General features: G+C 50.2%; 19 protein-coding genes. 18 read left to right on the top strand and 1 reads right to left on the bottom strand.

Annotation, left to right across the window (positions count from 1 at the left end):
* Window positions 1–151: 151 nt before the first annotated feature.
* The 15 genes from FO446_RS20565 (at window position 152) to FO446_RS20495 (ending at window position 20,519) form a co-directional block, all read left to right on the top strand.
* Entirely contained in the window at window positions 152–1,912 is a 1,761-nt protein-coding gene (locus FO446_RS20565; RefSeq protein WP_173610964.1) for a phage tail sheath subtilisin-like domain-containing protein, read from the top strand.
* 37 nt (window positions 1,913–1,949) lie between these two features.
* Window positions 1,950–2,381, top strand: coding sequence for a phage tail protein (locus tag FO446_RS20560; RefSeq protein ID WP_007721341.1), 432 nt, complete (start codon window positions 1,950–1,952; stop codon window positions 2,379–2,381).
* A gap of 86 nt (window positions 2,382–2,467) precedes the next feature.
* Complete coding sequence (locus tag FO446_RS20555; protein ID WP_007721338.1) at window positions 2,468–2,845, top strand: hypothetical protein; 378 nt, start codon at window positions 2,468–2,470, stop codon at window positions 2,843–2,845.
* The gene (locus FO446_RS20550) at window positions 2,842–3,033 is read left to right on the top strand and encodes a DUF6760 family protein (protein ID WP_007721336.1); all 192 of its coding nucleotides are present in this window, start codon (window positions 2,842–2,844) and stop codon (window positions 3,031–3,033) included. Before FO446_RS20555 ends, FO446_RS20550 begins: the two co-directional genes overlap by 4 nt.
* A 5-nt stretch (window positions 3,034–3,038) precedes the next feature.
* Complete coding sequence (locus FO446_RS20545; protein ID WP_221868141.1) at window positions 3,039–3,503, top strand: phage tail protein; 465 nt, start codon at window positions 3,039–3,041, stop codon at window positions 3,501–3,503.
* Window positions 3,504–3,536: 33 nt separating this feature from the next.
* Window positions 3,537–7,469, top strand: coding sequence for a hypothetical protein (locus tag FO446_RS20540; protein WP_237898938.1), 3,933 nt, complete (start codon window positions 3,537–3,539; stop codon window positions 7,467–7,469).
* A gap of 57 nt (window positions 7,470–7,526) precedes the next feature.
* Entirely contained in the window at window positions 7,527–8,162 is a 636-nt protein-coding gene (locus tag FO446_RS20535; protein WP_173610967.1) for a CIS tube protein, read from the top strand.
* Between the two features lie 7 nt (window positions 8,163–8,169).
* Window positions 8,170–9,285 (top strand): phage late control D family protein, encoded by a 1,116-nt coding sequence (locus FO446_RS20530; protein ID WP_173610968.1) that lies wholly within the window; start codon window positions 8,170–8,172, stop codon window positions 9,283–9,285.
* On the top strand, window positions 9,282–10,007 hold the full coding sequence (locus tag FO446_RS20525) for a phage baseplate assembly protein V (protein ID WP_173610969.1): 726 nt from the start codon (window positions 9,282–9,284) through the stop codon (window positions 10,005–10,007). The genes FO446_RS20530 and FO446_RS20525 overlap by 4 nt, the downstream gene beginning before the upstream one ends.
* Window positions 10,008–10,023: 16 nt before the next feature.
* Window positions 10,024–10,425: a GPW/gp25 family protein gene (locus FO446_RS20520; RefSeq protein WP_173610970.1), complete on the top strand. Its 402-nt coding sequence runs from the start codon at window positions 10,024–10,026 to the stop codon at window positions 10,423–10,425.
* A gap of 48 nt (window positions 10,426–10,473) precedes the next feature.
* On the top strand, window positions 10,474–13,524 hold the full coding sequence (locus FO446_RS20515; protein WP_237898937.1) for a putative baseplate assembly protein: 3,051 nt from the start codon (window positions 10,474–10,476) through the stop codon (window positions 13,522–13,524).
* Between the two features lie 41 nt (window positions 13,525–13,565).
* On the top strand, window positions 13,566–15,809 hold the full coding sequence (locus FO446_RS20510) for a putative baseplate assembly protein (protein WP_237898936.1): 2,244 nt from the start codon (window positions 13,566–13,568) through the stop codon (window positions 15,807–15,809).
* A 33-nt stretch (window positions 15,810–15,842) separates the two neighbouring features.
* Complete coding sequence (locus FO446_RS20505; protein WP_237901079.1) at window positions 15,843–17,942, top strand: phage tail protein; 2,100 nt, start codon at window positions 15,843–15,845, stop codon at window positions 17,940–17,942.
* A 36-nt stretch (window positions 17,943–17,978) separates the two neighbouring features.
* Complete coding sequence (locus tag FO446_RS20500) at window positions 17,979–19,616, top strand: hypothetical protein (RefSeq protein ID WP_221868147.1); 1,638 nt, start codon at window positions 17,979–17,981, stop codon at window positions 19,614–19,616.
* A 78-nt stretch (window positions 19,617–19,694) separates the two neighbouring features.
* Entirely contained in the window at window positions 19,695–20,519 is an 825-nt protein-coding gene (locus tag FO446_RS20495; protein ID WP_237898935.1) for an aldo/keto reductase, read from the top strand.
* Between the two features lie 55 nt (window positions 20,520–20,574).
* Here the strand turns inward: FO446_RS20495 and FO446_RS20490 are convergent, their stop codons facing one another.
* The gene (locus FO446_RS20490; protein ID WP_229088109.1) at window positions 20,575–21,321 is read right to left on the bottom strand and encodes a YheC/YheD family protein; all 747 of its coding nucleotides are present in this window, start codon (window positions 21,319–21,321) and stop codon (window positions 20,575–20,577) included.
* A 218-nt stretch (window positions 21,322–21,539) separates the two neighbouring features.
* Between FO446_RS20490 and FO446_RS20485 the strand changes: the two genes are divergently transcribed.
* From FO446_RS20485 to FO446_RS20475, 3 genes are all read left to right on the top strand, one after another.
* Window positions 21,540–22,286 carry an IclR family transcriptional regulator gene (locus FO446_RS20485; protein WP_047071855.1) on the top strand — a complete coding sequence of 249 codons (747 nt, stop codon included), beginning with the start codon at window positions 21,540–21,542 and terminating at the stop codon, window positions 22,284–22,286.
* A gap of 121 nt (window positions 22,287–22,407) precedes the next feature.
* Window positions 22,408–23,040, top strand: a complete 633-nt coding sequence (locus FO446_RS20480; protein WP_173610977.1) for a TetR/AcrR family transcriptional regulator — start codon at window positions 22,408–22,410, stop codon at window positions 23,038–23,040.
* Between the two features lie 9 nt (window positions 23,041–23,049).
* Window positions 23,050–23,553: a DUF4188 domain-containing protein gene (locus FO446_RS20475; RefSeq protein WP_221868149.1), complete on the top strand. Its 504-nt coding sequence runs from the start codon at window positions 23,050–23,052 to the stop codon at window positions 23,551–23,553.
* Window positions 23,554–23,655: the final 102 nt, after the last annotated feature.

The following is a 23,655-nucleotide window of genomic DNA, read 5'->3' as shown; positions in this document are numbered from 1 at the left end:
ATGACATCCTGCTGCCTGATTATAGAGCAAGGCTCACGTATCAAAACGGCATTTTTGTAAGTGGTCAAGCAAGTGATGAAATTAATCGGAGGGAGGGACTGATTGCAGGTTTCTGCTGCTGATACATGCGGAACTCTCCAATCAGGTTACGATGCCAGAGTACCTATCACCAGGGGTGTATGTCGAGGAGTTTGATAGTGGCCCCGTTCCCATGGAGGGAGCGAGTACGAGCACGGCCGGCTTTATCGGGCTGGCCCAAAAAGGACCCGTTGCGGGATTGCCTGAGCTGATTACAGGTGTCAATGATTTCCGCAAGTTGTTCGGTTCCTATTTGTCTGAAAATGCATTTGGCGAATACCGCTATCTTGCCTATGCGGTGGATCACTTCTTTCTGAATGGTGGCTCTCGTTGCTATGTGATGCGGGTAGCGCCAGCAGATGCGAAGCCGGCTTCCAATGAGGGCAACAGCGAAGGGGCTGTCCTTCGGATTATGGCAAAAAACCCGGGGGCATGGGGAAATCAGATCCGCGTAAATTTGATTCCGTCGAGCAAGGCAAAAACGCAGATTTACGAGCAGCTAGGCGAAGCTCCTAAATACCGCGTGAAAAACAGTGCAGGCTTTCAAGCAGGTGATGTTGTTTCTTTCTACGACGGTGAAACGAAGCAGTACAGCGAAGTGGTTTCTTCGCAGGACAATGTGATCGAGTTGTCTACCGTGCTTACAGGAGACGTCATCGATAACAATCTGCTGCCGGTCAAGATTTTGTCCACATGCGAATTTACGGTGCAAGTCTTCTACAACGATGAGGCCGAAGAGTTCGACAAATGCTCGCTCAATGTCTCTGCTGCCAATCATGTCAGCAAGCTGCTGTCCAAGAGCAATATCGTCGAGGTCGAAGCAGGTGCTGCCCCAGCGAGCGCAGAAGTCATCCCTCCTTTTACCGTCATTTCAGGGATGGCGGAAGAAACGCAATCCGAGGGCGGAAAGACGGAATTCGGTCTGTATCAAATCTCATTGGCAGGGGGTAGCGACGGTTCTGTCGCCAATCTGTCAGCAGGCGAATACATGGGGGAGGACCACGGACCGGGAAAACGTACGGGAATCCAAGCCTTCATCGATAATGACGAAGTGAGCATTATGGCCATTCCGGGCGTGACAGACCCGAATGTGCAGCTTGCGCTTGTGGCTCATTGTGAAAACCTGAAAAGTCGCTTCGCCATCCTCGATATCCCACGCGACAAGAAAAAAGTAAGCGATGTGTTGACGCATCGCAATATTTTCGATACACAATACGCGGCCATCTACAATCCTTGGCTGCAAGTGTTCGATCCGTTGGACAAGCGCAACATCTACATTCCGCCATCAGGCTCCATGGCTGGTATATACGCGCGCTCGGACAACACCCGCGGCGTCCATAAAGCCCCGGCTAACGAGGTCGTACGTGGCTGCACAGGACTGGATTGCCAGTACAATACGGGCGAGCAGGATATTTTGAATCCGAAGGGAGTCAACCTGATTCGTGCGTTTACAGGTCAAGGAATTCGCGTCTGGGGCGCGCGTACAATGTCATCCAATGGGCTATGGAAGTACATAAACGTGCGCCGCCTGTTCATTTTCATAGAACAATCGATCAAAAACGGGACAAACTGGGTGGTATTTGAGCCAAATGATGAGAGGCTGTGGGCCCGCGTCCAACGCACGATTGATTCTTTCCTGACGCGCGTCTGGCGAGATGGCGCGTTGATGGGCTCAAGCCCTCAGGAAGCCTTTTACATCCAAATCGGCAGAAGCACGATGACGCAAGATGATATCGACAATGGCAGACTGATCTGCGTGATTGGTGTAGCTCCTGTCAAACCAGCAGAGTTCGTCATCTTCCGTATTACACAAAAAACATCTGATCAGCAATAATTCACGGAGAAAAACGGTGTGAGGAAAGGGGTACAGTATGGCAGATCGCAAGGATCCATACCGCAAGTTTCGGTATCGGGTAGAGATGGACGGCATTCAGCAGGCAGGCTTCAGTGAGGTATCGGGCTTTGATGCGTCTGTGGACGTAGTCGAGTATCGCGAAGGCAATGAGGTGATTACTCCACGCAAGCTCCCGGGCTTGGCGAAATACGGGAACATCACGCTGAAATGGGGCGTGACGGATTCGATGGATTTGTACAACTGGATGCAGGACACCATCCAGGGCAAGGTCGCACGCAAAACGGTAACGATCATTGCCATTAACGAAGCCGGAGATGATGTCGCTACATGGAAGGTCATCGAAGCATGGCCGACCAAATACACGGCCCCTGATTTTAACGGTACGTCCTCAGAGGTGGCAATTGAGCAGTTGGAAATTGCCCACGAAGGAATGACACGCACAAAATAATAGAAAATCCCGACGCCTAAGAGTGGCAAGGAAAAGGCTTTTCTTTGTCACTCTTGTTGGTCTCGGGTGCTGAGGAGGATGACACCATGGCATTTAAAACGGAATACGAATTTGAGCTCCCACGCGGCTATGTGGATGAAGAAGGAAACCTGCACAAGCGGGGTGTCATGCGCTTGGCGACGGCTGCTGACGAGATTTTGCCGATGCGTGATCCGCGTGTCCAGCAAAATCCCGGCTACCTGACGATTATTTTGCTGACGAGAGTGATTACCAAACTGGGAGATGTACGGGGAATAGATACAAGAGTGGTGGAACGACTGTTTACAGCGGATCTCGCGTACCTGCAAAACCTGTACAGACAGATCAATGAATTGGACAGTTCGATGTTCAAGACATCTTGCCCGAAATGCGAGCATGAATTTCAGGTAGATATGGCTTTTTCAGGGGCGCTGGAGGGAGTATGAGTGGGTATCCCGTCGACAAGATCTATGAAGAAGCCGCCTTCATCGCCTACTATTTTCACTGGCCTCACGACGAGATCATGTCGATGGAACACAAGGAACGACGGCGCTGGTGTGAAGAAATATCCGCCATCAATCGCAAGCAAAATGACGAACCGGAAAATGTTTTTGATGTGTTCAAGCGGAGGTGAGTCTGGTGTTCGGCAATGAGAATCCATATTACACCAACCTCCGATTTCGTGTGGACTTTCTTCCGTTTGGATTGGAGATGGATGGTATCTGGGTTGCTGGATTTAGTGAAGTGTCCGGATTGGCGGTTGAAACAGAGCTGGAGGAATACCAGGAGGGCGGCGTGAATCATTTCGTCCACAAGCTGCCGAAACGCAGCAAGTTTCCCAATCTGGTCTTCAAACGGGGGTTTGTGAGATCAAACGAGCTGTGGAGATGGTATGAGGACTTCCACTTTGGCCCGCCAGAAAAGCGCAAGCGCAAGCAAGGGGCAATCATTCTTATGGACCCAAACGGAAACGACGTGGGGGCTTGGGCATTTGAAGGGGCGTATCCGGTCAAGTGGGTTGGACCGGAGTTCCGGGCCACGCATGGAGAAGTGGCGGTCGAGACATTGGAAATCGTGCACCACGGCTTAAAATCGTATTTTTAAGCTGTATCCCGTCTGCAAGGAGCAAAAGAAACGATGATAACGATCAAGCAGCTCCCACCTTCGCGTCGCCCATCACTGCTGCCAAGAGCGTCCAACCAAGGCTTTGCACAGAGCATCATGCAAAAGTATCGGCACGGGGAAGGTCGCGATCCCGGCTACCTCGCTTTGATCCATCGTGATTTTTCGCCGAGTATCGGAGGGCAGGAAAACCACTTTCATCAGACCTTCATTCATGTGCGCATGCGTGCACAAGTGGACTCCTACCTCGGATTGAATCGCGAAAGGTTGCCGAACGGACAGGCTGGCTCACCAGGGGCAAAAGAGCGCGTGGTGATGACGCAAGCATCGGGATCAGGACGAAAAGTACGACCAGCTACTTTGATACATGAGCTTTTTCAGAAGTGGGCGTCATCCAAAATAATCGAGAAGGTTTACCTGCCGCAGATCACGGTTATCTCAAATGGAAGAGATAGATATCGCAGGTCCAGCTATGTTCAATCTTCGGTTCAGCGAGGAAGCTCACTTGAAAAATGGCTCCCGCAGTGGCGGTTAAAAGAGCAGATACACCCAGCCGATTTTGCCGCGCCTCTTTTGAAAGCAATGGTTTCAGACAGCAAGGAAACGGTACGCGGAAGTTTTTGGACGCCTGAGACTCCCTATGTTTCACCGGAGTTTTTGGTACACACGGTGCGAATGGGTGATCCTGGTGGACGCAGGAGCTTGCAACATGAACTTGAACGGATACGGTTCGCGGCTAGAGTAGATGCAATTATGATTTCACGTGTCAGATCGACTCTTTCTGAAACTGGCCGATTCGAACAGTTTGGAGTTCGCCATTTTTGGCAGTTGATCCGCAGAGGGATGGATTCAACGATTGGGACGTGGTCTTTTCCAGTTTTGCTAAAAAGAGTAGAAGGACGGGCTGCGAGCTCTTTCTTGGACCGCTCGGTGTGGACGGAGAAAGCCGGAAATGACGGCAGAGATATCACAAGTCCAAGGACGATGAACGCGAATCCACGTCTACGTGTATTACAGCCGATTGTTTTCGCGAGAAGCCGTCAACATTTACAAGTAAAAAGCGAGTGGATGATAGAAACGCAGTCTGATGTTTCTTTAATCCCATTGGAACGGAAGATACTTCATAGCAATGAGCTTTCGAAGATGTTCTCGTCCTTAATGCCTCGCATACTTCATCGAGCGGATACTGGTCGGACCAAACAGCAGGCTGTAAGGGAACGCTTTAAACAGCTGTTCCATTTGGCTCAACAGTTTTCGAAGGCAGAAAGTGATCCTGTGCATTTTGCCGTACATGGTTCTGGACAGAGCTCGAAGCAGATAGACAGCTGGCGGGAACAACAGTCGAGTACTTTTTTACATTGGTTGCGTCAGCTTGTCCTAAGCCAAGAGCAACTGGCAACCATGTTGGTGTCTCGGGTTGAGCAGAAACCCCCTAGCATACCATTACATACGCTGCAACTGCTTCCATTTGAAACGATGGCAACAAAGAATCAAAGGAATCAGCGGACATACGAGTGGCTGCAACAGCGAATCTCACAGGAAGCTGGGTTGAATCAGATTGCTAGGGAGCAGTCCATTCGCTTGAGATCGAGCCATGGGCAATCTCATTTTGGTAACAAGAATGTGATTCCAGCTGTGTCTCGTGCTTCGTATCAGCAGCTTGACATGCTACAGCAAGAGTGGAGGACGGGTTCGCCGTTACACGTTTTACACTATATGCAAGGTCTACCGTTCCCATTGCGTATAACGCGTACCACAGATAGCTCCCGAACATTTCCGCTTCTCTCACAGTCAGTTGTCAGGAAATCGATCACTGCTTATTGGATTCAGAGCTACCAGTCCGCCAATGATCCTGTTTTCTTTGAAAAACGAGGATGGTTGAACCAACCGTGGGTCAAGCAATATCTTGAAACTCATAACGAAATCGAGCGTGAGCCAGCAGGTACAGCAAGTGCTGCACGATTTGTAGGGAATCGCTTCGTGCCTGTCTTCCGTGTGAATCGCCAACTCTGGCAGACACTACAGAATCGTATCGTAAGTTCTACCCATCACGAGACGAACGAGAAGTCTGTGATGGAGTGGGTGTATCTTCAACAGATGGCGGTAAAACAGCTGAGAGCAAGGGAGCTCCTTGCTACTAGAACTCAAGCGCCAAGGAACCTTTTGAATGAACCGGAGAATCGATCTCTGCATCCTGTGGCAGGTACGCCTAGTAGATGGTTGATACACCTGCTGAATGTTCTAACGAAAGAGAGTACATCGGTCAGTAATCATGTCCAGCCAGCTATTTATTTTCTGCAAAATCAGCACGTTTCTCAGATGTCAAACGAGATGGTACGTCAGCTACTGTCGTTTCAGAGTGAGAGGGGCAAGCAGACAAATGTTGCTTTCCCTTTCTCCAAGAATCAAGAAAAGCTCAGCCTATTGGGACGAAAAGCGACGATCTCGATGGTACACGAGCATGTGCATAGACCATTACGGCACACCGTCTTCCTAAAAAATGAACAGAGTACAAGTCAAGCATTCGTGCATTCACATCGTCATGATCGGGAAGCCATTTTCCTCAGGTTGAACCGCTTTGGTTTTGCAAAGCTTCGTGCCACAGATTGGATTGGACTTGGAGGAGCAGATCATCAGCAATTGCAAAGTACGTCTGCGAAGCCGTTTTCTACCAGCGAGGACGTCACTGACAGAAACTCATTGCGACAGCTAGCTGCTGGATGGAGTGTGGAACTAGGACTCACGATCCTCTTGCAAAAAAGCGCGAAGCTGGCAGCGATGAGCGAGTTTGCAAAGCTATCGTCAACAAGTGGGTTTGCAAAGGTAGGCTCAACAAGCACAAGTAGGAAAGCTTCCCCGAGCAGTGAAAAGCAATCGAATGATCAGTCAAGGTCTCGCAAGGGCGAAAGCAATCCATTACGAGAAAGCCGTCGCTCCCACTTCTTGCAGCAGACAGCCAACTTGCGGACCAACGCCGTTGCCCTACGTGCTCGCTCCTTTCTTCAAGTCATGGAGCAAATCAGAAAAGCTATCCAAACTGATTTCCGGACGGAAACATATGTCCAAAGCCATCACCCACTCTCGACTATTCTGAATCGTCACGATGCACAAATGGTTGTCCAGAAACAATGGGGACCATTCCATAGCCTTGTGCATGGTCAAATCGTGGGGATGCCCCGCAGTATCGTGCATGAGAGTGGAAACAGACGTGCAATCGAGCCACTCCAACGACAAGATCGAGTCAACAGATTGGAGCCATTTTCTCGCCACCATCCAATCAGCTCCGTTCCATTCGCGAGAGAAAAATCCATTGATTTAACCATGGACAGATTGCATTCTGGACAGTTCAGTCGCCGCAGCCGTTTTCAACAAAGCAACCAAGAGCAGATTCTGATGGTTAACCAGAAGATGCAGACGATCAAACAGCTAACTAGTGATTGGGCACAGGAGGCCGAGATTCGAGACGCTCGTCTCACTCCTCTGCAAAAACCAGGGCTATTCACGGAAAAAGTAGAACAGGCGGAAAAAAACACATCCCTAACACTTGTTCCAAAGCCAATGGTTGCAATGACGATGCAGCCTCCACTCCTGCAACGAATCCAGCAAGCTCAAAGAGCGTCAGAAGAATCGGAGCTGCTTTCCCTGTCCGAAAACGCAACCCATATTCATCGACGAGGAATACGCACAGCGGACAGCCACACAAGCCCTGTGGCTACCGTTCAGTCGCCGCCGTCCATGGAGTACTTGCGAAAAAGCATTCAGCCTCAAGAAACCGCTGTGCAGCAGACGACAACACTTCCACCCCAGCGACAGGTCGACTTACACGTGCAAGAGGGGGCTGGCAATCAGAGGTCGCTGTCCCCACAAGAGGTGGATCGATTGATGGATAAAATGATGAAGGAGCTGGACAAGCGCCTCACTCAGGAGCGGCAGCGACGAGGTTTATAAGCAGGATTTGCCGTATGCTCAGACGACTATTTCTTCGGTAAAGAGAGGCAAAAGCCAATGATGGGTCAGGAGAAAAAGGCCAAAATTTTAGTGGATCGCAATGGGCAAGGTGACTTCAAGGAGAGTATTTCTGTTCTCTTTAACCCTTCGGAATACAAGGTAGATGCGTCCAATAACTACTCTTGGCAAAAGATATTGGGGCAATCTGTACCAGTCGGAATGTTTACGAGCGGTGATATCGAGACATTATCGGTCGACTTGTTTTTTGATACATACGAGGCAGGAGTGGATGTGCGTGCATTCACCAATCAGGTGCTGGGACTGATGGCCGTAGAAAAGAAAATCAGTACACCACCCCTATGCAAATTCGTCTGGGACAGCTTTCAATTCACTGGTGTTGTCGAGAAGGTTTCGCAGCGATTCACGATGTTTCTCGATCAAGGCACACCGGTACGAGCCACGCTAGGCGTCACATTTAAAGGCACGAGCGTGAAAAAGTCCGCGGACGATATCGGGGCCGCAAGAGAAAAGGTCGCACAACAGACAGTCAACCAAGGAGATCAGCTGTACTTGATGGCGTATCGCTCGTACAATGATGCGTCGAAATGGCGAAACATTGCGAACGCCAATCGGATCGACAATCCCAGACTTCTAAAACCGGCTACTACCCTGCATGTGCCACTTGTGAGGTGACGAGGGCATGAGCGAATTGAAATTGACGACAGACCGCCATTCCTTCGATGACCTGCGCCAAACGTACAACAACTTTCATTCCCCAGCCCTGGAAATACTCGTTGGAGGGAAAAAGCTGATCAGCCAGGTAGGTGTCGCCATTACCAAAGCAACGATCAACTCTAGCTTGGAAGGCAAAGCAGATACGTTTTCGTTTTCAGTAACCAATGCTTTTGATACGGCAGCGTGGGAGTTCCGCTGGGTAGATGACTATTTGGTTCCTGGCAACGAAATTGAAATTCAGATGGGCTATGGAACCGAGCTATCCAGTCTCTTTTACGGACACATTACAGCCGTTTCGTTTGCATGCGAGGAGACGCCTACCATAACGGTAAAAGGGATGGACAAATCGTTCCTGCTTATGGTCGATAACAAGTCTACCTCCTGGAATAAAAAGAAATACAGTGATGTCGTGAAAGAGCTGGGACAAAAATACGGCTTGTCAACGCATGTGGATGATACGGTTCAGACAATCGAGACCATTACCAAGACAGTGGCCGAGACTGACTTTCAGTTTATCAATCGTCTTGCGAAAATTTGTAACTACGACTTTTTTATCGTCGGGAAGAACTTGTATTTCCGTAAGCCACTGAGCAACACGACGCCGGTCCTTACCTTGATCTGGGGAGTTTCCTTGCGCAGCTTTTCCGTCGATGTGAACATTGCTTCTCAAGCCTCCTCCTATACGGTGCGATGGGTAGACAAGGACAAAACAACGGTGCTCCAGGAAGCGAAAGCAACGAGCGCAGATATCGGGAAGCTCGGGACCAATTCGAAGACAAGCGCTGATCTGCTACGAGCAATCGGTGATTATTTTGATAAATACGAGTCTACGAAAAAGCTGGACTCACCTGAGGAGATAAAGGCGGTCGCCAAGGCACGCCTGAATCAACTCGCCATGAACCTTCTCGACGGCAACTGCGAGGCCATCGGTTTGCCAGAAATTCGTGCTGGCCGCTATATCACACTAGAGGGCATGGGGAAAAAGCTGAGTCAGCCATATTACATCACATCTGTTACACACACCATCGATGTGGCATCTGGCTATGTCACGACGTTTCAAGTGAAGGGAAATACGATATGAGCTTTGATCATTGGTTCTACCAGGATGAAATAACAGAAGAAGAACGGGCAAAAATCCATGGTGTCATTGTCGGGATTGTGACGAACAACGAAGACCCGGAAAAGCTCTCGCGTGTGAAGCTGAAGCTGCCTTTGGTTGATAACGAGCGGGAGACAGATTGGGTGCGAATTGCCACGCTTTTTGCAGGAAAAGATCGCGGCAGCCTGTTTATTCCGGAGGTAGGCGACGAGGTGTTGGTCGCTTTTCACTGGGGAGATGTACGCGAACCATTTGTGATTGGGATGTTATGGAATAAGGAAAACAAAGGTCCGGAAATGGCGGAGAAAAACAACATCCGAAAAATCACGACCCGTGCAGGCCATGAAGTGATTTTCGGCGATGATCCGAATGACGGGAAGATCACGATTGCCACGAAAAAAGGACAACAGGTGGAACTGTCGGACAAGGATGAGAGTATTGTGCTTACGGAGAGCAGTGGAAACAACCAAATCGCTATTAAAGGCGGTAGCACCAATGAAGTTACGGTGAAGAGCGGCTCAAGTACGATTACGTTGAATGCAAAAGGGCAAGTGATCATTCAGTCAGACACATCGCTGACAATCAAGTCCACCCAGTTGAATCTGGAGGCGCAGGGAGCCATGTCGATTAAAGCAGGAGCGTCTCTGAACATCAAATCTGACGGCATTGTTGCCATCAACGGCTCGGTGATCAAATTGAATTAATTCATGGGGGGATTCCATGCAGCAGCCATTCGGTGAAAAAGGATGGAAGTTCCCTATTCAGGTGGATCAGGCTACAGGCCGTATTCGCTTGTCCGACTACGAGGATGACATCGCTGAAGCGATACGCATCATTCTTTCCACAGCAAAGGGTGAGCGTGTGATGCGACCGAAATTCGGGAGCGGATTGCAAGGTTTTATGTTTGATGGCACGGATGGAACGAGCCTAGCTTTGCTCCAATCAGACATCGCAGAAGCGATCATGATCTGGGAACCGCGTGTGCGGGATGTCCAAGTGGAGGCCAAGGTCGACAAGACTCATTCCGAAACGGTGAATGTTACGATCAGCTATACCGTACGTGCGACAAACAAAGGCTATCAGCTGTTGTATCCTGTCCATCGTCTCGATCCACGTGGATAGCACAAGAGTCACAATCGTATGAAGAATTCAGGAAGGGAGGTGGGTAATGTGAAGCCACCTTTGGTCGATCCGCGGGACATGCAGGCAGTCATCCGGAAAATGCGTGAAATGGTGCCATTCTACACACCGGAGTGGCGCTTCACTCCAGAAGATCCTGATGCGGGTACGGCATTATTTCTCCTTTTCGCAGACATGCTGATGAATAATCGTGATCGCTTGAATCAAGTGCCGGAGCGAAATTTTATCGCTTTTCTCAACATGCTTGGTGTCGGGATGGCTCAGGCAAGACCGGCAGAAACCTTTTTGGCATTTGAATTGAGTACGGGCGTGCAAAACCCAGTGTGGATTCCGGCGGGTACAAAGGTTTCGGGGAAGTCTGCCCTTGGCGATGAAGTGGTTTTTGAAACCGATCAGCCTATGCTGGCTACCCCCTCTCTCCCGACAGATTTGTTGTTTGCCAATGGCAGTCGAGACTTTTTAACAGATGTAACGTGTTGGCTTGGAACAAATACACCGCTCCCGCTATTGGACTGCCAGACTTTGCCTAATCACCAGGAGCATTGCTGGTATTTGGGGCACGAGGACTTGTTTTGTTTAGGGGAGAGTGCTTCGATCCAGCTCACGATGGTGTCCAATCAGGAACGCTATCTGGAATCCTTGCTGACCGAGAAGCTGGCGAATCCAGAGCTGGTCGAGTGGACGTATCAGTCAGAGGGCGAATGGGTTTTGTTCGACAAGATCGAAGCTGATCTAAATCGGCTGCGCTTGGAAAAAAAGCAGCGGAAAAAATGGGAGCCTAGTCAAGTGCAAGGAATCGAAAACCGTTGGCTCCGCTGTAGAGTGAAGCCAGGCATGATTCATGAGTGGATGAAAAATGGCGGGAGCACCTCTCTGACCCAAATCCAGATGAAGACGGATTATTTGCCGACAGATGATCCGAAGGGCCTTGCACCCGACATGCTTTTCTCCAATGATGTACAGGTTTCTGGGAGTGGTTACCTTGCGTTTGGCGAGCAGCTTGCACCTTATGGCATGTTTTTTTTGTCCTGTGAAGAGGCGTTGACGAAGCCTGGAAGTACGGTTGCCCTTCGTTTTCGAATGAAGACAGTGCCCTATCCCGCTACGCATCTTTCACAACCGGAACCGAAATGGAAATGGATCATGAAGGAGTCTTCCTTTGACCCTCCTGCGACGACACCCGTCACGGTCAGCAAGGTGGTATGGGAATACTGGAATGGCAGTGGATGGATGGTGCTTCTGTCAGGAGAGGATCGGGAGAAGCTGTTTGCCGGCACCGATTCGGATGAGGAGATTGTGGTTGCCTTTACGTGTCCAGATGACTTGCAGCCGACAACCGTGCAATCCCAGTATGGTTATTGGATTCGTGTGAGAATTCTTCAGGTGGAAGGCTTATACGGCCCAAATCCTGTATACATGGCCCCGTGGCTGGAAGATATGCGTCTGAGCTACTCGTACCGAGAGTCGCTGCATGAGCCGGAAGCGATTCTCATACAGAACGACTTGGATTGGCAGCAACCTGTCGGTACAGGCAATTATCAGGGGAGCTTCCAGCCGTTTTTGCCGCCCGAATGCCTGCACCCCGCCGTCTACTTTGGATTTGAGCAGCCGCCATTACAAGGACCGCTTTCTTTCTACTTTTCTTTTCTCCCAATGGAAGAATCCCCAGGGGCTGCTCCGGTAGTGCAATGGGAGTACAAGCGGGGAGAAGCAAGAGCAACGACTTGGGCCAAGCTGCAGACGATTGATCAGACCACTGGTTTTACGGAAAGTGGTACCGTGCGTTTCGCTGGTCCTTTTGATATGGAAAAAAGCAAAATGTTTGAACGGGAGCGTTATTGGATTCGCGCCGTCAACGTAGACAATCGTCTTGGAGGAGGCACTTCGGATGCACGACATCCCGTGCTAAGCGGCTTTTATCCGAATACGATACGAGCCATTCAACAGGAGACGATTCGCAATGAAATGGCAGAGCGAATAACAGAGGGGCCACAAGCCGAGTACAGATTGATCCGACATCCCGTCATGGGCGAAGAGGTATGGGTAGATGAAACAGGCTTCTTTTTGCCGAGTGAACGAAAGAGCTGGCTGGAACATCCAGAAAATCGGGTGGAGCTTCTCTATGATTCTGAAGGGAACGAACAAAAATGCTGGGTTCTGTGGAAGCGAGTAGAGCATCTGCACGATTCTGGCCCGGATGATCGCCATTACTGCTTGGAGAGTGCTAGCGGAAAAATTTTGTTTGGCGATGGCCGACACGGTAGGGAGCTTCCACAAACCGGACTCGGTTCCGTAAGGGTGACGTATAAGGTTGGTGGGGGAGCGGCAGGGAATCTTTCAGCAGGACAGTTGAATCAACTGGAACAATCGATTCCGTTTGTCCAAGCTGTCAGCAATCCGGTGCCTGCGATTGGGGGAAGTAATCGGGAATTGCTGACGGAAGCCTTGCAGCGCGGTCCTCAGACAATCAAGCATCGTTATCGAGCGGTGACGGCTGAAGATTTCGAATGGCTCGTCCGCGAAGCGCATCCGGGGATAGTCAAAGTGAAGTGTTTGCCGAATCGGAACAACCGACTGCAAAAAGAAGCAGGGCATGTCACTGTGATCGTATTGCCCGCAGTGGGAAGCTTCGGGACACCATTTTTGGAGCTCCGGCGTTCTGTCACGAACTACTTGCTTACACATGCGGCAGCGACAATAGCCTCTCCCGAACGGATTCATGTCAGGGAGCCTGTCTACTTGGAAATTGCGGTGACGGCAGAGCTGGCAGTGGGGGCTTTGGAGGAAATCGTTGAAGTGGAGCTGGAGACACTCGGCAAGCTCGCGAGATTCCTTGACCCGATTTCGGGAAATCTGCATGGTGGGGGCTGGGAAATAGGCCAGCGTGTACACCCTTCGCTCTTGTTTGCCTTGTTGAAATCCGTAAAGGGCGTCCGCTTTGTGGATCATTTGACCTTGGCTGTATTTCGAACAGAAAATGGGCACCGAAAAGAAATACTCGCTTCTGAATACGAAACGATTGTACATGGGATCGTCACAGAGGGAGCACATCGAATCAGCGTCCGCGTTCACGAAGGCTAGGCTTTCTTCCCACCCAAACATTGAAAAAGGAAGTGTGCACTATGCTTCCATCCAAGAATCTGGATGATCGCCACTTTGAAGAGATCGTCGAACAAGCAAAAAACGCGATCCCCAAGCTGCAGCCAGAGTGGGGGGATCACCGTCATCACGATCCCGGCATTACGCTTTTGGAGATGTTCGCGTGGTTGATGGAAATGCAGCAATATTATCTCAACCGGATAACCGAAAAGAACGAACGCAAATTTTTGCAGCTCATGGGTGTACACCCAAAGAACCAGTCATGTGCAATGACGGATGTAACGTTTTTCGACGTGTCAGAAGAAGCGATCCTTCCGGAGAAGACGAGATTGTTCGCGGGGAATCTTCCTTTCGAGACGGAACATTCGCTTGTTCTGGTACCGGCCAGCCTGGAGCGAGTGCTGGTTCATACAGAAAGCGGGACGACGGATGTGAGTTCATCCAATGCGCATAACGGTGTTTCCTACTACGCATTTGGCCAGGAACCGAAGACAGGAAACAAGATTTACTTGGGCTTTGATCGACCGCTGCCAGTGGGGAAAGCAGTCTCCATCGGATTGCGCCTGTTTGAGGACTATCCTGTCCCAATTGCCCCGCTTACGCCCACATCGCTTTTCGTTCCATCGGCCAGCCTCGAGTGGGAGTACTACGGACAGAACGAACGAACGCAGGAAATGGGGTGGAGTCCGTTGCCACCAATCTCGGATGAAACGATGAATCTCTCCTTCTCCGGACGAGTCCTGATCGAGCTGGAAGGAACAATGAAGCCGCTCATGCTTTACCCTGCCAATGATCGGCCGCGTTTTTGGCTCTGTGCGACATTGCGAGCAGGTCGATTCGAATTGGCTCCTCGCATGGAAAAAATCGAGCTGAACACCGTGAGTGTCATCCAACGAGAAACCTTCAGTCAAGTATGGGAGTTCGATGGAACGGGGCAAGCGGATCAGACGATCGTCCTTTCCAGTTCGCTATCGTACGACGGCACTGTGGAGGTTCAATACAAAAAGGGGCAATATTGGCAAAGTGGATGGGATCAAGATGAACCAGACCAAGCCGATACAGGCGTATTTTCGTTTCGTGTTTCGCGTGACCCAGAACAGGGCACAAAGATGATTCGATTTGGAAGTGCAACGCCAGAAGGTCGCAAAAATATTCGGGTCATCGCCTATCGGAGTGACTTTGCAGGGCAGCGGTTCATTGGAGAAAGCAGTGGATTGCCACATCAAGTGTTTCGGCTGAATGTCCAATCGATCTTGCCGGAAACGTTTGTCATTCAGGTAGCGCGTCAGGATGAAGGCAGTCCGTTGCCCGTCTGGGAAGACTGGTCGCTGGTCACTGATTTTGACCGATCAGGACCACAGGACCGCCATTTTATGCTGATTGATGCAGACGGGGCAGAAATTGCGTTTGGCAACAATGAGCACGGAGCCATTCCCGAAAGACTGGAAGGCATGGCGGGTATTCGGATCATATCGTGTCAGACAGGTCAAGGTGCGAGGGGGAATGTGCAAGGAGGTCAAATTACCCGATTCCTGCCGCTCGCCCGGCAGCGAACCATTGCGCAGGTGACGAATCCCCGTCCAGCCTGTGGGGGAAGCGAACGGGAAACGATTGATGAAGCCAAGCGCAGGATGAGGACGGAATGGAAAAAACCGCAGCGGGCCGTTACAGCAGAAGATTATGAGGCCATCGCGCTATCGACTCCCGGATTGCGAGTGGCCCGGGCGAAGGCAATCCCCCTGTACAAAGTAGGGGAAATGGGAGCTTCCGAGCAAAATGCAGCCGCTCAAATGACCGTCGTCATCGTCCCATTCAGCGATCAGCCGACACCACTGCCAAGTGAAGGCTTCCTGTGTACTGTTCGCCATCACTTGGAACAGCGAAGGCTCCTGACGACAGAAGTCCATGTAGCAGCTCCTGCCTATATCAAGGTGACCGTTTTTGCGACAATCATGGTGGAGCCTGCATTTGCAGACAAAAAGCAAGTGGTGCTACAAGCATTGCAGCGATATTTGACACCTTTGGATCTGCACAATCCTTCGACTCACCAAGGAAAAGGATGGGAGTTTGGCCGACCTGTTTATAAAAGTGATCTCTACGAGGTGTTAAACCAGATCGAGGGTGTGCTGTACGTGACGGATTTGTGGGTTTCCGCAGAGGGCACAGGCATCGTCAGGGACGAAGGGGGCGATATTGAGATTCCGCGCCATGCGCTGGTGTACTCAGGAGAGCATGTTCTGGAGCTCGTTTTGGATAGAGAAAGATAGACGTGAACAAACGGAGGAGTGGGCGTGGATACAATGAATCGTTTCTTTTCCCTGAACAATCCGTCCGATTGGCAGCGGGGGGCCTGGTATAACCTTCACGTCTCCAACGAGGGGATCGCGCTGAATAAATCGCCCGAATATGTGATCGATCATGTGCATCAGGCTGGGACGACACATCACTCTCGACTCTTGGATTTTGCCATGGCACGCGTTGGTTCGTTGCTTTGGCTGGATGAAAGCGGGCAGATCACGCATTACGATGACAGCAACAACTTCAAGGAGACGGTGTTTCGGGCTGGACGCGGGTTGTTTTCCAGAGATTCGTTTCTCGTCGCTGACGATGAATACGTGTACATCATCGACCCCGAGGCGAGGCGAAAAGTCGGAGCGTATTCCATAGCCAATGGCCAGTGCGTTTGGAGCTGGGAAGAGGGGGAGGAACCGCGGCTTTTTCCTTTGGATGCAGGGCTGGATGGAGAAGGATGTCTTTACATCGCGACACCTGTGGTCGTAGATGGAGACAATGCACGGAAGGAAATCGCAGCGGGAACACAAGTCATCGTCCTTCGGCTGAATCGGGCAGGCAAAGTGGACGCTACATACGTGCATGAGGAATTGAAAGTAACAGAGACATCTGCACTCCGTGAGATCAGGCGAAGAAGGTTGTTTCGTCTGTCCGTTGCCGAAACGGGCATGGCCTATCTATTTTTGGCACAGACGAATCAAGTGTTTCGGTTCTCTTCGGAAGGCGCCGATGTGTGCACTCTGGCGATTCCGTCAGGCACCAAGCCCGCGGGATTTGCAGTGGGTCCAGGTCCCATCCTCTATGTGGGTGATAGTCGTTCCATCGATTCGGCCCATGATCATACCCGATTCATTTTGCGTTTTCAACCTACGGGAGAAGCACTTGCGCCATTGACCAATTACCACGGTCGAGCAGACAAGCTTGTTTTTGATCACCAGCAACGATTGTACGTTTGGGATGCGCAGAAAAATGTTCTGACTATGATGAGGCTCGTCTCGCGGACGTCCAACCTGGATGCGACGGGAATACCGATGGGCATCTACTTCTCCCGTGCATTGGATAGCACGGAATTTGAAACGGTGTGGCATAAATTCACGCTGGAAGCAGACATACCGGAAGAAACGCAGTTACTCATCTCGACGTTTTCTTCTGATCGAAAAGAGCAGGTGATTGATGGAGCCGTACGCAATCTGGATGATTTTTTGCTGGAACCCGGCATGGACTGGAAAACCAAGCTGCAACGGACGGCTACTCTATGGTCAGAGCCGGTAATCAATGCTTCAGATGCACTGTTTCATTCCGCACAAGGCCGCTATTTATGGCTCAAAATCGAATGGCTCGGTACTGACCGCCACTCGCCGCTCCTCAGGCAAATGCGGATTTACTCGCCGCGCGACACATTTTTGCGTTATCTGCCAGCGACTTATCAAAGTGAACCTGCCAGTGCTGATTTCTTGGAGCGCTTCCTCTCCCTTTTCGGGACGTTTTACTTGGAGCTGGAGGAACAGATTGATACCATCTCACGTTTGTTCGATCCTGATACGACACCTGGAGAGTTCGTCCCTTGGCTCGCTTCCTGGTTAGGGATGGGCAGGGAAGAGCATTGGACAGAGGCACAGCGCCGAGAGCTGATTCGTCGCGCACCGGAGCTGTACGCAGAGCAGGGTACTCGTGCGGGATTGGAAAAGATGGTACAGCTGTATACCGGGGAGCGCCCGATGATCGTTGAGTATTTTCAAATCAGGGACATGAAGGCGATTCCGGAGCTGCACGAGCTAATCTCTTCCTTGTACATGGATCATCCGTATCAATTTTGCCTGATCGTTTCGCAGGAATGCGCGAAAACAGAGCGAGAGCAGTCGGTTCTGCAAAAGATTTTGGAAGATCAAAAGCCTGCTTTTACAGAGGCGAAGCTCATCGTCCTGCGACCGGGCATCTACGCCGACCTCCATAGCTACGTAGGAATTAATTCTTATTTGACGGAGCCGTCGTTCCTTACGCTTGATCAAAATTTATCCATGCCGTACAACACGGTGCTAAGCGGAAAGGACCGCAGCAGACGAATCGATTATGACACGAGGATTGGCCTGGATGCAGAGCTGGAGTAAGAAGCCGAGATTTTTACGCAAAGTGGGGTGTTCGAGATGAAGAATCTGCGTTATTTTCCACATGAACGGAATGTGTATTTCAAAGGGAAGCTGTTGACCGTCAGAGATTTCGAAACAGAACAGCGCTATTTCAATGACAAGCGTCGACTCACCAATCGGTTGCTTCACGGGGGTGGAGTGGTATGCGGTTTGCAGGTGATCGCTGTGGACGAAAAGCAGATTTCGGTCGAAGCTGGAGTCGCTCTCGATTATCTCGGGAGGGAAATCGTGCTCCCTGAGCCTGTGAAGCTGAAGCTGTCCATGATGGAAGGCTTTAGCAACAACGATTACGCGAAAAATGTGTACGTCTGCTTGGCCTATGATGAAAAAGGCAAAGAACAGGTCTTCTCCGTCTCCGAAACCGTCGAGCAGGAAATGGCTGAATACAACCGGGTGGCAGAAGGATACCGGCTTTTTATTAAAGAGGAAGCACCACATCCCGCTTCCATCGAAGGGGTGCAACTGGTAGAGCAAAGAATGCTCCTCTATGCAGATCAACAGGTGCGCATTTGGCAGGCAACTCCGCGATACGTCAATCCGGGTGAAGTATTTACCTTGCAGTTGCACATCGAGAAGACGGTACAAACCTCACGCGTGCAATTCCACTACAAGCTGAATGCGCTAGGGCTGACAGTCTTGGAAAGCAGCGACGGTAGCGTATCCTTCTTAGAGCCTGTTGACGCGAAAGAGACGGATTACGTCATCTCCATTCCGATCAAGGCTGGCTGGGATCGCGGTACGGTGGAGCTGACAGTGCTGGGTGGCAAGGCAGAGGTTCGACTCGGCGATCGCTTGATGCATACCGATCTCGTCTCTGTAGGGAAAATTGAAATCACGCCAGACGATCTGGTAGAGCGGCTTGTGTCCGATTACTACAATCGCAAGCTAGATCATGTGACACAGGCAAACGAACAGCCTTTTCTTTATTTGGCAAAAGTATGCTTGCTGCAAATGAATGCGACCTATGTCATTGAGAAGGTCCTTCCTGTTCCGTTTGGGGAGTACGTGTATACGCCAGCGCTTTTGCAAAAGCTTGCTTTGCGTGTACAGAAGGGAAAGCCAGTCGAGCAAGGGTCCCCTGGGGATTCCTTCCGGGTGACCACGCGTGTGAAAGAAATCGCGGCAGGCGATAAGCCGCAGTTCGATGTTAGCTACGATCATCTGGCGTCTGTCTACCAGTTTGAGCTTGGACTGCCCCGACCAGGAAAGACTAGTGAACAAGTAGCAACTGGCGTGGTAGAAATACCGATTGAGCCATACTCCTCCAACTGGCCGTTTGGAGTCAAGATTGGCAATCGTTATTTTTCTGAGGAGCTCAAGCATTCTCTCGGAAAAGGTAACGTGTATGTCAGTGCAGGAATCGAGGATTTTCATGCAGATGTGATCGATGAGTTGCTTTCCCAGCATGAGCAAGTGATGTACGGGCATAGCAGTGTTTTTGATGATTCGGAGTATGCGACAGATGCAGCGCATTTTGCCGTGGGGGTTATCGTTTATCCGCAGAAAGGAACGTTTCGGATCGGCGTCCAGGTGAAGGGACCTGTTCAGACAGATCGGGCAAGGATCAGATGGTGGGCGATCAAACCGCTGGTAGCTGGGACAGAGGATGAAGTGTATCCAGATTCGCAAGAGTAGCAAGGTTTGCTTCATTTTGTATTTATGCTACACTTTCTTAATGTAAGTACATATCAGCGTAAGACGGGAGGAGATCCAATGGCAACACATATCACAGATCATTCCGTTTTGAACAACGGGGTGAAGATGCCCTGGCTGGGTCTGGGTGTCTGGAAGGCAAAAGACGGAAACGAAACGTTGGCCGTCCGATCCGCGATTGAAGCGGGTTATCGCAGTATAGACACGGCAGCTATCTATGGCAACGAAGCAGGCGTAGGCGAAGGTATCCGTCAAGCCGGGATTGATCGCGATCAATTGTTCATTACGACCAAGGTATGGAATGCGGATCAAGGCTACGAGTCAACGCTGAAGGCTTTTGATGAAAGTATGAAAAAATTGGGTACCGATACGCTGGATTTGTACCTGATTCACTGGCCCGTAAAAGACAAGTATGTCGATACATGGAGGGCCTTGGAAAAGCTGTACCGCGATGGATATGTACGTGCGATTGGCATCAGTAATTTTCATAGCCACCACCTCGAGGATTTGCGTCAACATAGCGAGATCATTCCGGTTATCAACCAAGTCGAGTATCATCCATTGCTTACCCAAAAAGAATTGCATGCGTATTGCAAAGAGCATCACATTCAACTAGAGGCATGGAGCCCGTTGATGCAAGGAAATCTCGATCATCCTCTCTTGGTGGAATTGGGACAAAAATATGGCAAGTCTCCTGCACAAATTGTGCTTCGCTGGGATTTGGAAAACCAAGTGGTAACGATTCCGAAGTCGATCACACCTGAGCGGATTCGCCAGAACGCAGATGTTTTTGACTTCTCCCTCAGTGCAGAGGATGTAGAAAAAATCACTGCCCTAAATGAAAATAAGCGTTTTGGGCCAGACCCGGATCATTTTGATTTTTAAAAGGACAATCACACACATAAAAAGGGGGGCCGCGTCAGAACGGCTCCCCTTTTTCTTATACATGCCTTCGATAAGCACATATTCTGTTGTACATTGATTTGTCGGCAAGCTTCAGAAACAGGGTAATGTCGGGGTGGAGATTGGCTTCAATAATCCACACGCGGCCACTTGCGTCAATCCCCATATCCAGTCCGAAGACCTTCTGGCTCGTGTAATAGCGTGCCAATCGTTTCGCAGCGAGGATGGCGATTCTTCGCAGGCGAGCAATGATCGTGGAGGTAGAAGCACCGCGAATCGATGAGTGTTGAATGGCTGAACGGATCGGCAGCACCCGTCCCTTGCTTCTTTTGACATTGGTGATGATATAGCCTCTGCCTGCTACTTTTGCAAGGATTCCGGTAACGGCCCAGGGAGAGCCTGATCTTTTTTGGACCATCACTCTTACATCGAACAAGGCACCATTGACGCGTGCCAGTGAGATACCGCGCTGAATCAGATAAGAGGTCGTTATTTTTCTGCGCAAATACCTGTAAGTCTCCAACTTGCCACGCAACGTGTAGTGTGCAGGTCCACGTTGGACGCGGTAACGGCCCTTGGCTTTCCGTGTGATGAGCATGACGCCAGCACCACCACTTCCTGTTGCTGGTTTGACGATCACCTTTTTGTATTGATCCAGAAATGCATGCAAAGACTGTTTAGAAAAACGAGCTGTCCGGGGTAAGGCCGAGCCAAGCGCAGAACTTGCTCGGAGCAGGTTATGCTTGGTCAGTTTTGATTTGCTCTTTTTGCCCAAGAAGGTCATTCCCCCAATCGAGAATGGAAACGTTGCTATTTTGCTGTCAGTGTATGTCCTATCTGGTTTCCGCGTCTGTGGGAATGACCTCATAAATAGAAAATAGGTAGGGGAGCCTTTGGATTCGCTCTTTACTATGCTTTATTTTTTCGTATACTGAAAAGTAGCATATTCGTTTCATCAGATGAAACGATCGGAACAAAGTAGGAAGCAGGTGTCAAACACTTATGGAAGAAGAACAAAAAGCAAACGTTCGAGCAGTCGATCGGGCTTTGGATATCCTGCTCTGTTTTACGGACGCAACGGATCTGGGCCTGAGCGAGATAGCGAGTCGACTCTCCTTGCATAAAAGTACCGTGCATCGTTTGCTGGCAACGCTGGAGAACAAAGGGTTTCTGATACGAGATGTCCAGACGGAGAAGTATCGACTTGGGTTTCGCGTTTGGGAGTTATCCGCCAATTTGTCGCAAAACGATGATCCAGCGACTTTGCTGCTGCCGGAGATGGAGCGATTGCGGGATTTGGTGGAGGAAACGATTAGTTTGTACGTGCGGGATGGAAACGAGCGGATACGCGTACAGGCAGTCCAAAGCAAGCAGCCGATTCGCAGGGTGGCGCCAATCGGAGCGCGTATGCCACTTGCGGTGGGGGCATCCAGCAAGGTACTCGTTGCTTACGCAGAGCCTTTCATTTTGCAGGAAGTCATCAGCGATCCGAATTGGCCTGACTATGTGAACAAGGAGTCTTTCATTGAGCAATTGGATCAAATCAGGAAGCAAGGCTTCGCAACTAGCGTAGAGGAACGGGAGCTGGGGACAGCAGCCGTAGCCGTCCCGATATTCAACCGCAACGGACAATTGGTAGCGTCAATAGCGGCGTCGGGTCCTTCCAACCGCCTGACTCCTGAAAAAATGAGCCAATATGCTCCTTACATCATGGAAGCAGCCTATCGGATGGGGAAAATGATGAAGTAACGAAGAAGCCAGCACACCGCCATGGAGGTGCTGGTTTTTTGTTACTCGAATAAAAACTTTACTTAAGTTAATTTATGTACTATGATAAACGAAAATGGAAATATGGAAAAAGGAGTACAAGATGGCAGAAGCATTATCACTACGTGAGAAAAAGAAAGCAAAAACCAAATTCGCCCTTCTGGACGCTGCCTTGGAGCTGATAGGAGACGGGAGCTTCCGCAATGTACTTGTGGATGACATTTGCGAACGAGCAGAGGTGTCGAAGGTTACATTCTTTAAATTTTTCCCGCAAAAAGAAGAGCTCTTGATTTATTACATGAGCATATGGCAGGCAGAGTGCTTTGTTGAGTTGCGGAGTACTGACAAGAGAGGTTGGGAAGCTGTTCGGCATATTTTTGCCAAGGTTACGCGTGATAGCGAGAAGCAGCCTGGGGTCATGCTTAGCCTTATCAGCTTTTTAGCCGAGCAAAAAATGCACCCGTGTGTCCCGCTTTTATCTGATGCAGAATTGTACTTGCGCTTCCCCGAGGAAGAGGAGAGAGAAGCCATTAGAGCAACTGATCTGCATCAAATGTTGCAAAAGTGCGTACAAGAAGCAGCCGAGGATGGTCAACTCGCCCTTCACCTGCCGGAGAGGGAAGCCGTTATTCTGTTATTCTCGATATTTTACGGAGCCTATCTGACGGCACATTTGTTTCATGTGTCTGATTATATGGCGTGTTATGAGCTGCACCTCAAATCATTGATAAGGTAGGGGAGTCGGATGGCAAAAGTAGTTCCGGGGCGTTTTACAGCACAAATGGAAGGATCTTTCGTCGTATTTATCATCGGGATGCGAATCAACCGTATGCTTGCGGTTCATAAGTGGATGCCAGTAGCCAACGCCATGGGTGGCATGATGCGAGAGTTGTATCAGCATCCTGAGCTCGGACTTTTGGGGCACACTTCGCATTTTAATCTCCGTGAAATCACCCAAATCCAGTACTGGCGATCCTATGAGCACCTGGAAAATTACGCGAGAAAAAGCCACAATCATCTGAGCGCGTGGAAGAAGTTCAACCAAGCGGTAGGAATGGATGGAACGGTTGGGATTTTTCACGAGACGTATTTGGTCGATGCGGGAAAATACGAATGTCTTTACGGAAATATGCCTGTCTGGGGATTGGCCAAGGCAGGAGAGCATCTACCGGCAGTGGGAAAAAGGGAGACGGCACGCCGGCGTTTGGGCGGTGAGAACGAGCCAGCAGTTCCTACTCCTGCACAATAACAGAAGAGACCGGCAGCCACAAAAGAATTGAGTAGCGGTAAGTTTATCCACTAATCCAATGCGCGTCGATACAAAAAAAGGTCGCCCCGATTCTGCTGTGGG

It is taken from the genome of Brevibacillus brevis (assembly GCF_022026395.1).
Lineage (GTDB): Bacteria > Bacillota > Bacilli > Brevibacillales > Brevibacillaceae > Brevibacillus.
The sequence above is the reverse complement of the archived record's forward strand: the minus strand, read 5'-3'. Positions and strand labels throughout refer to the sequence as shown.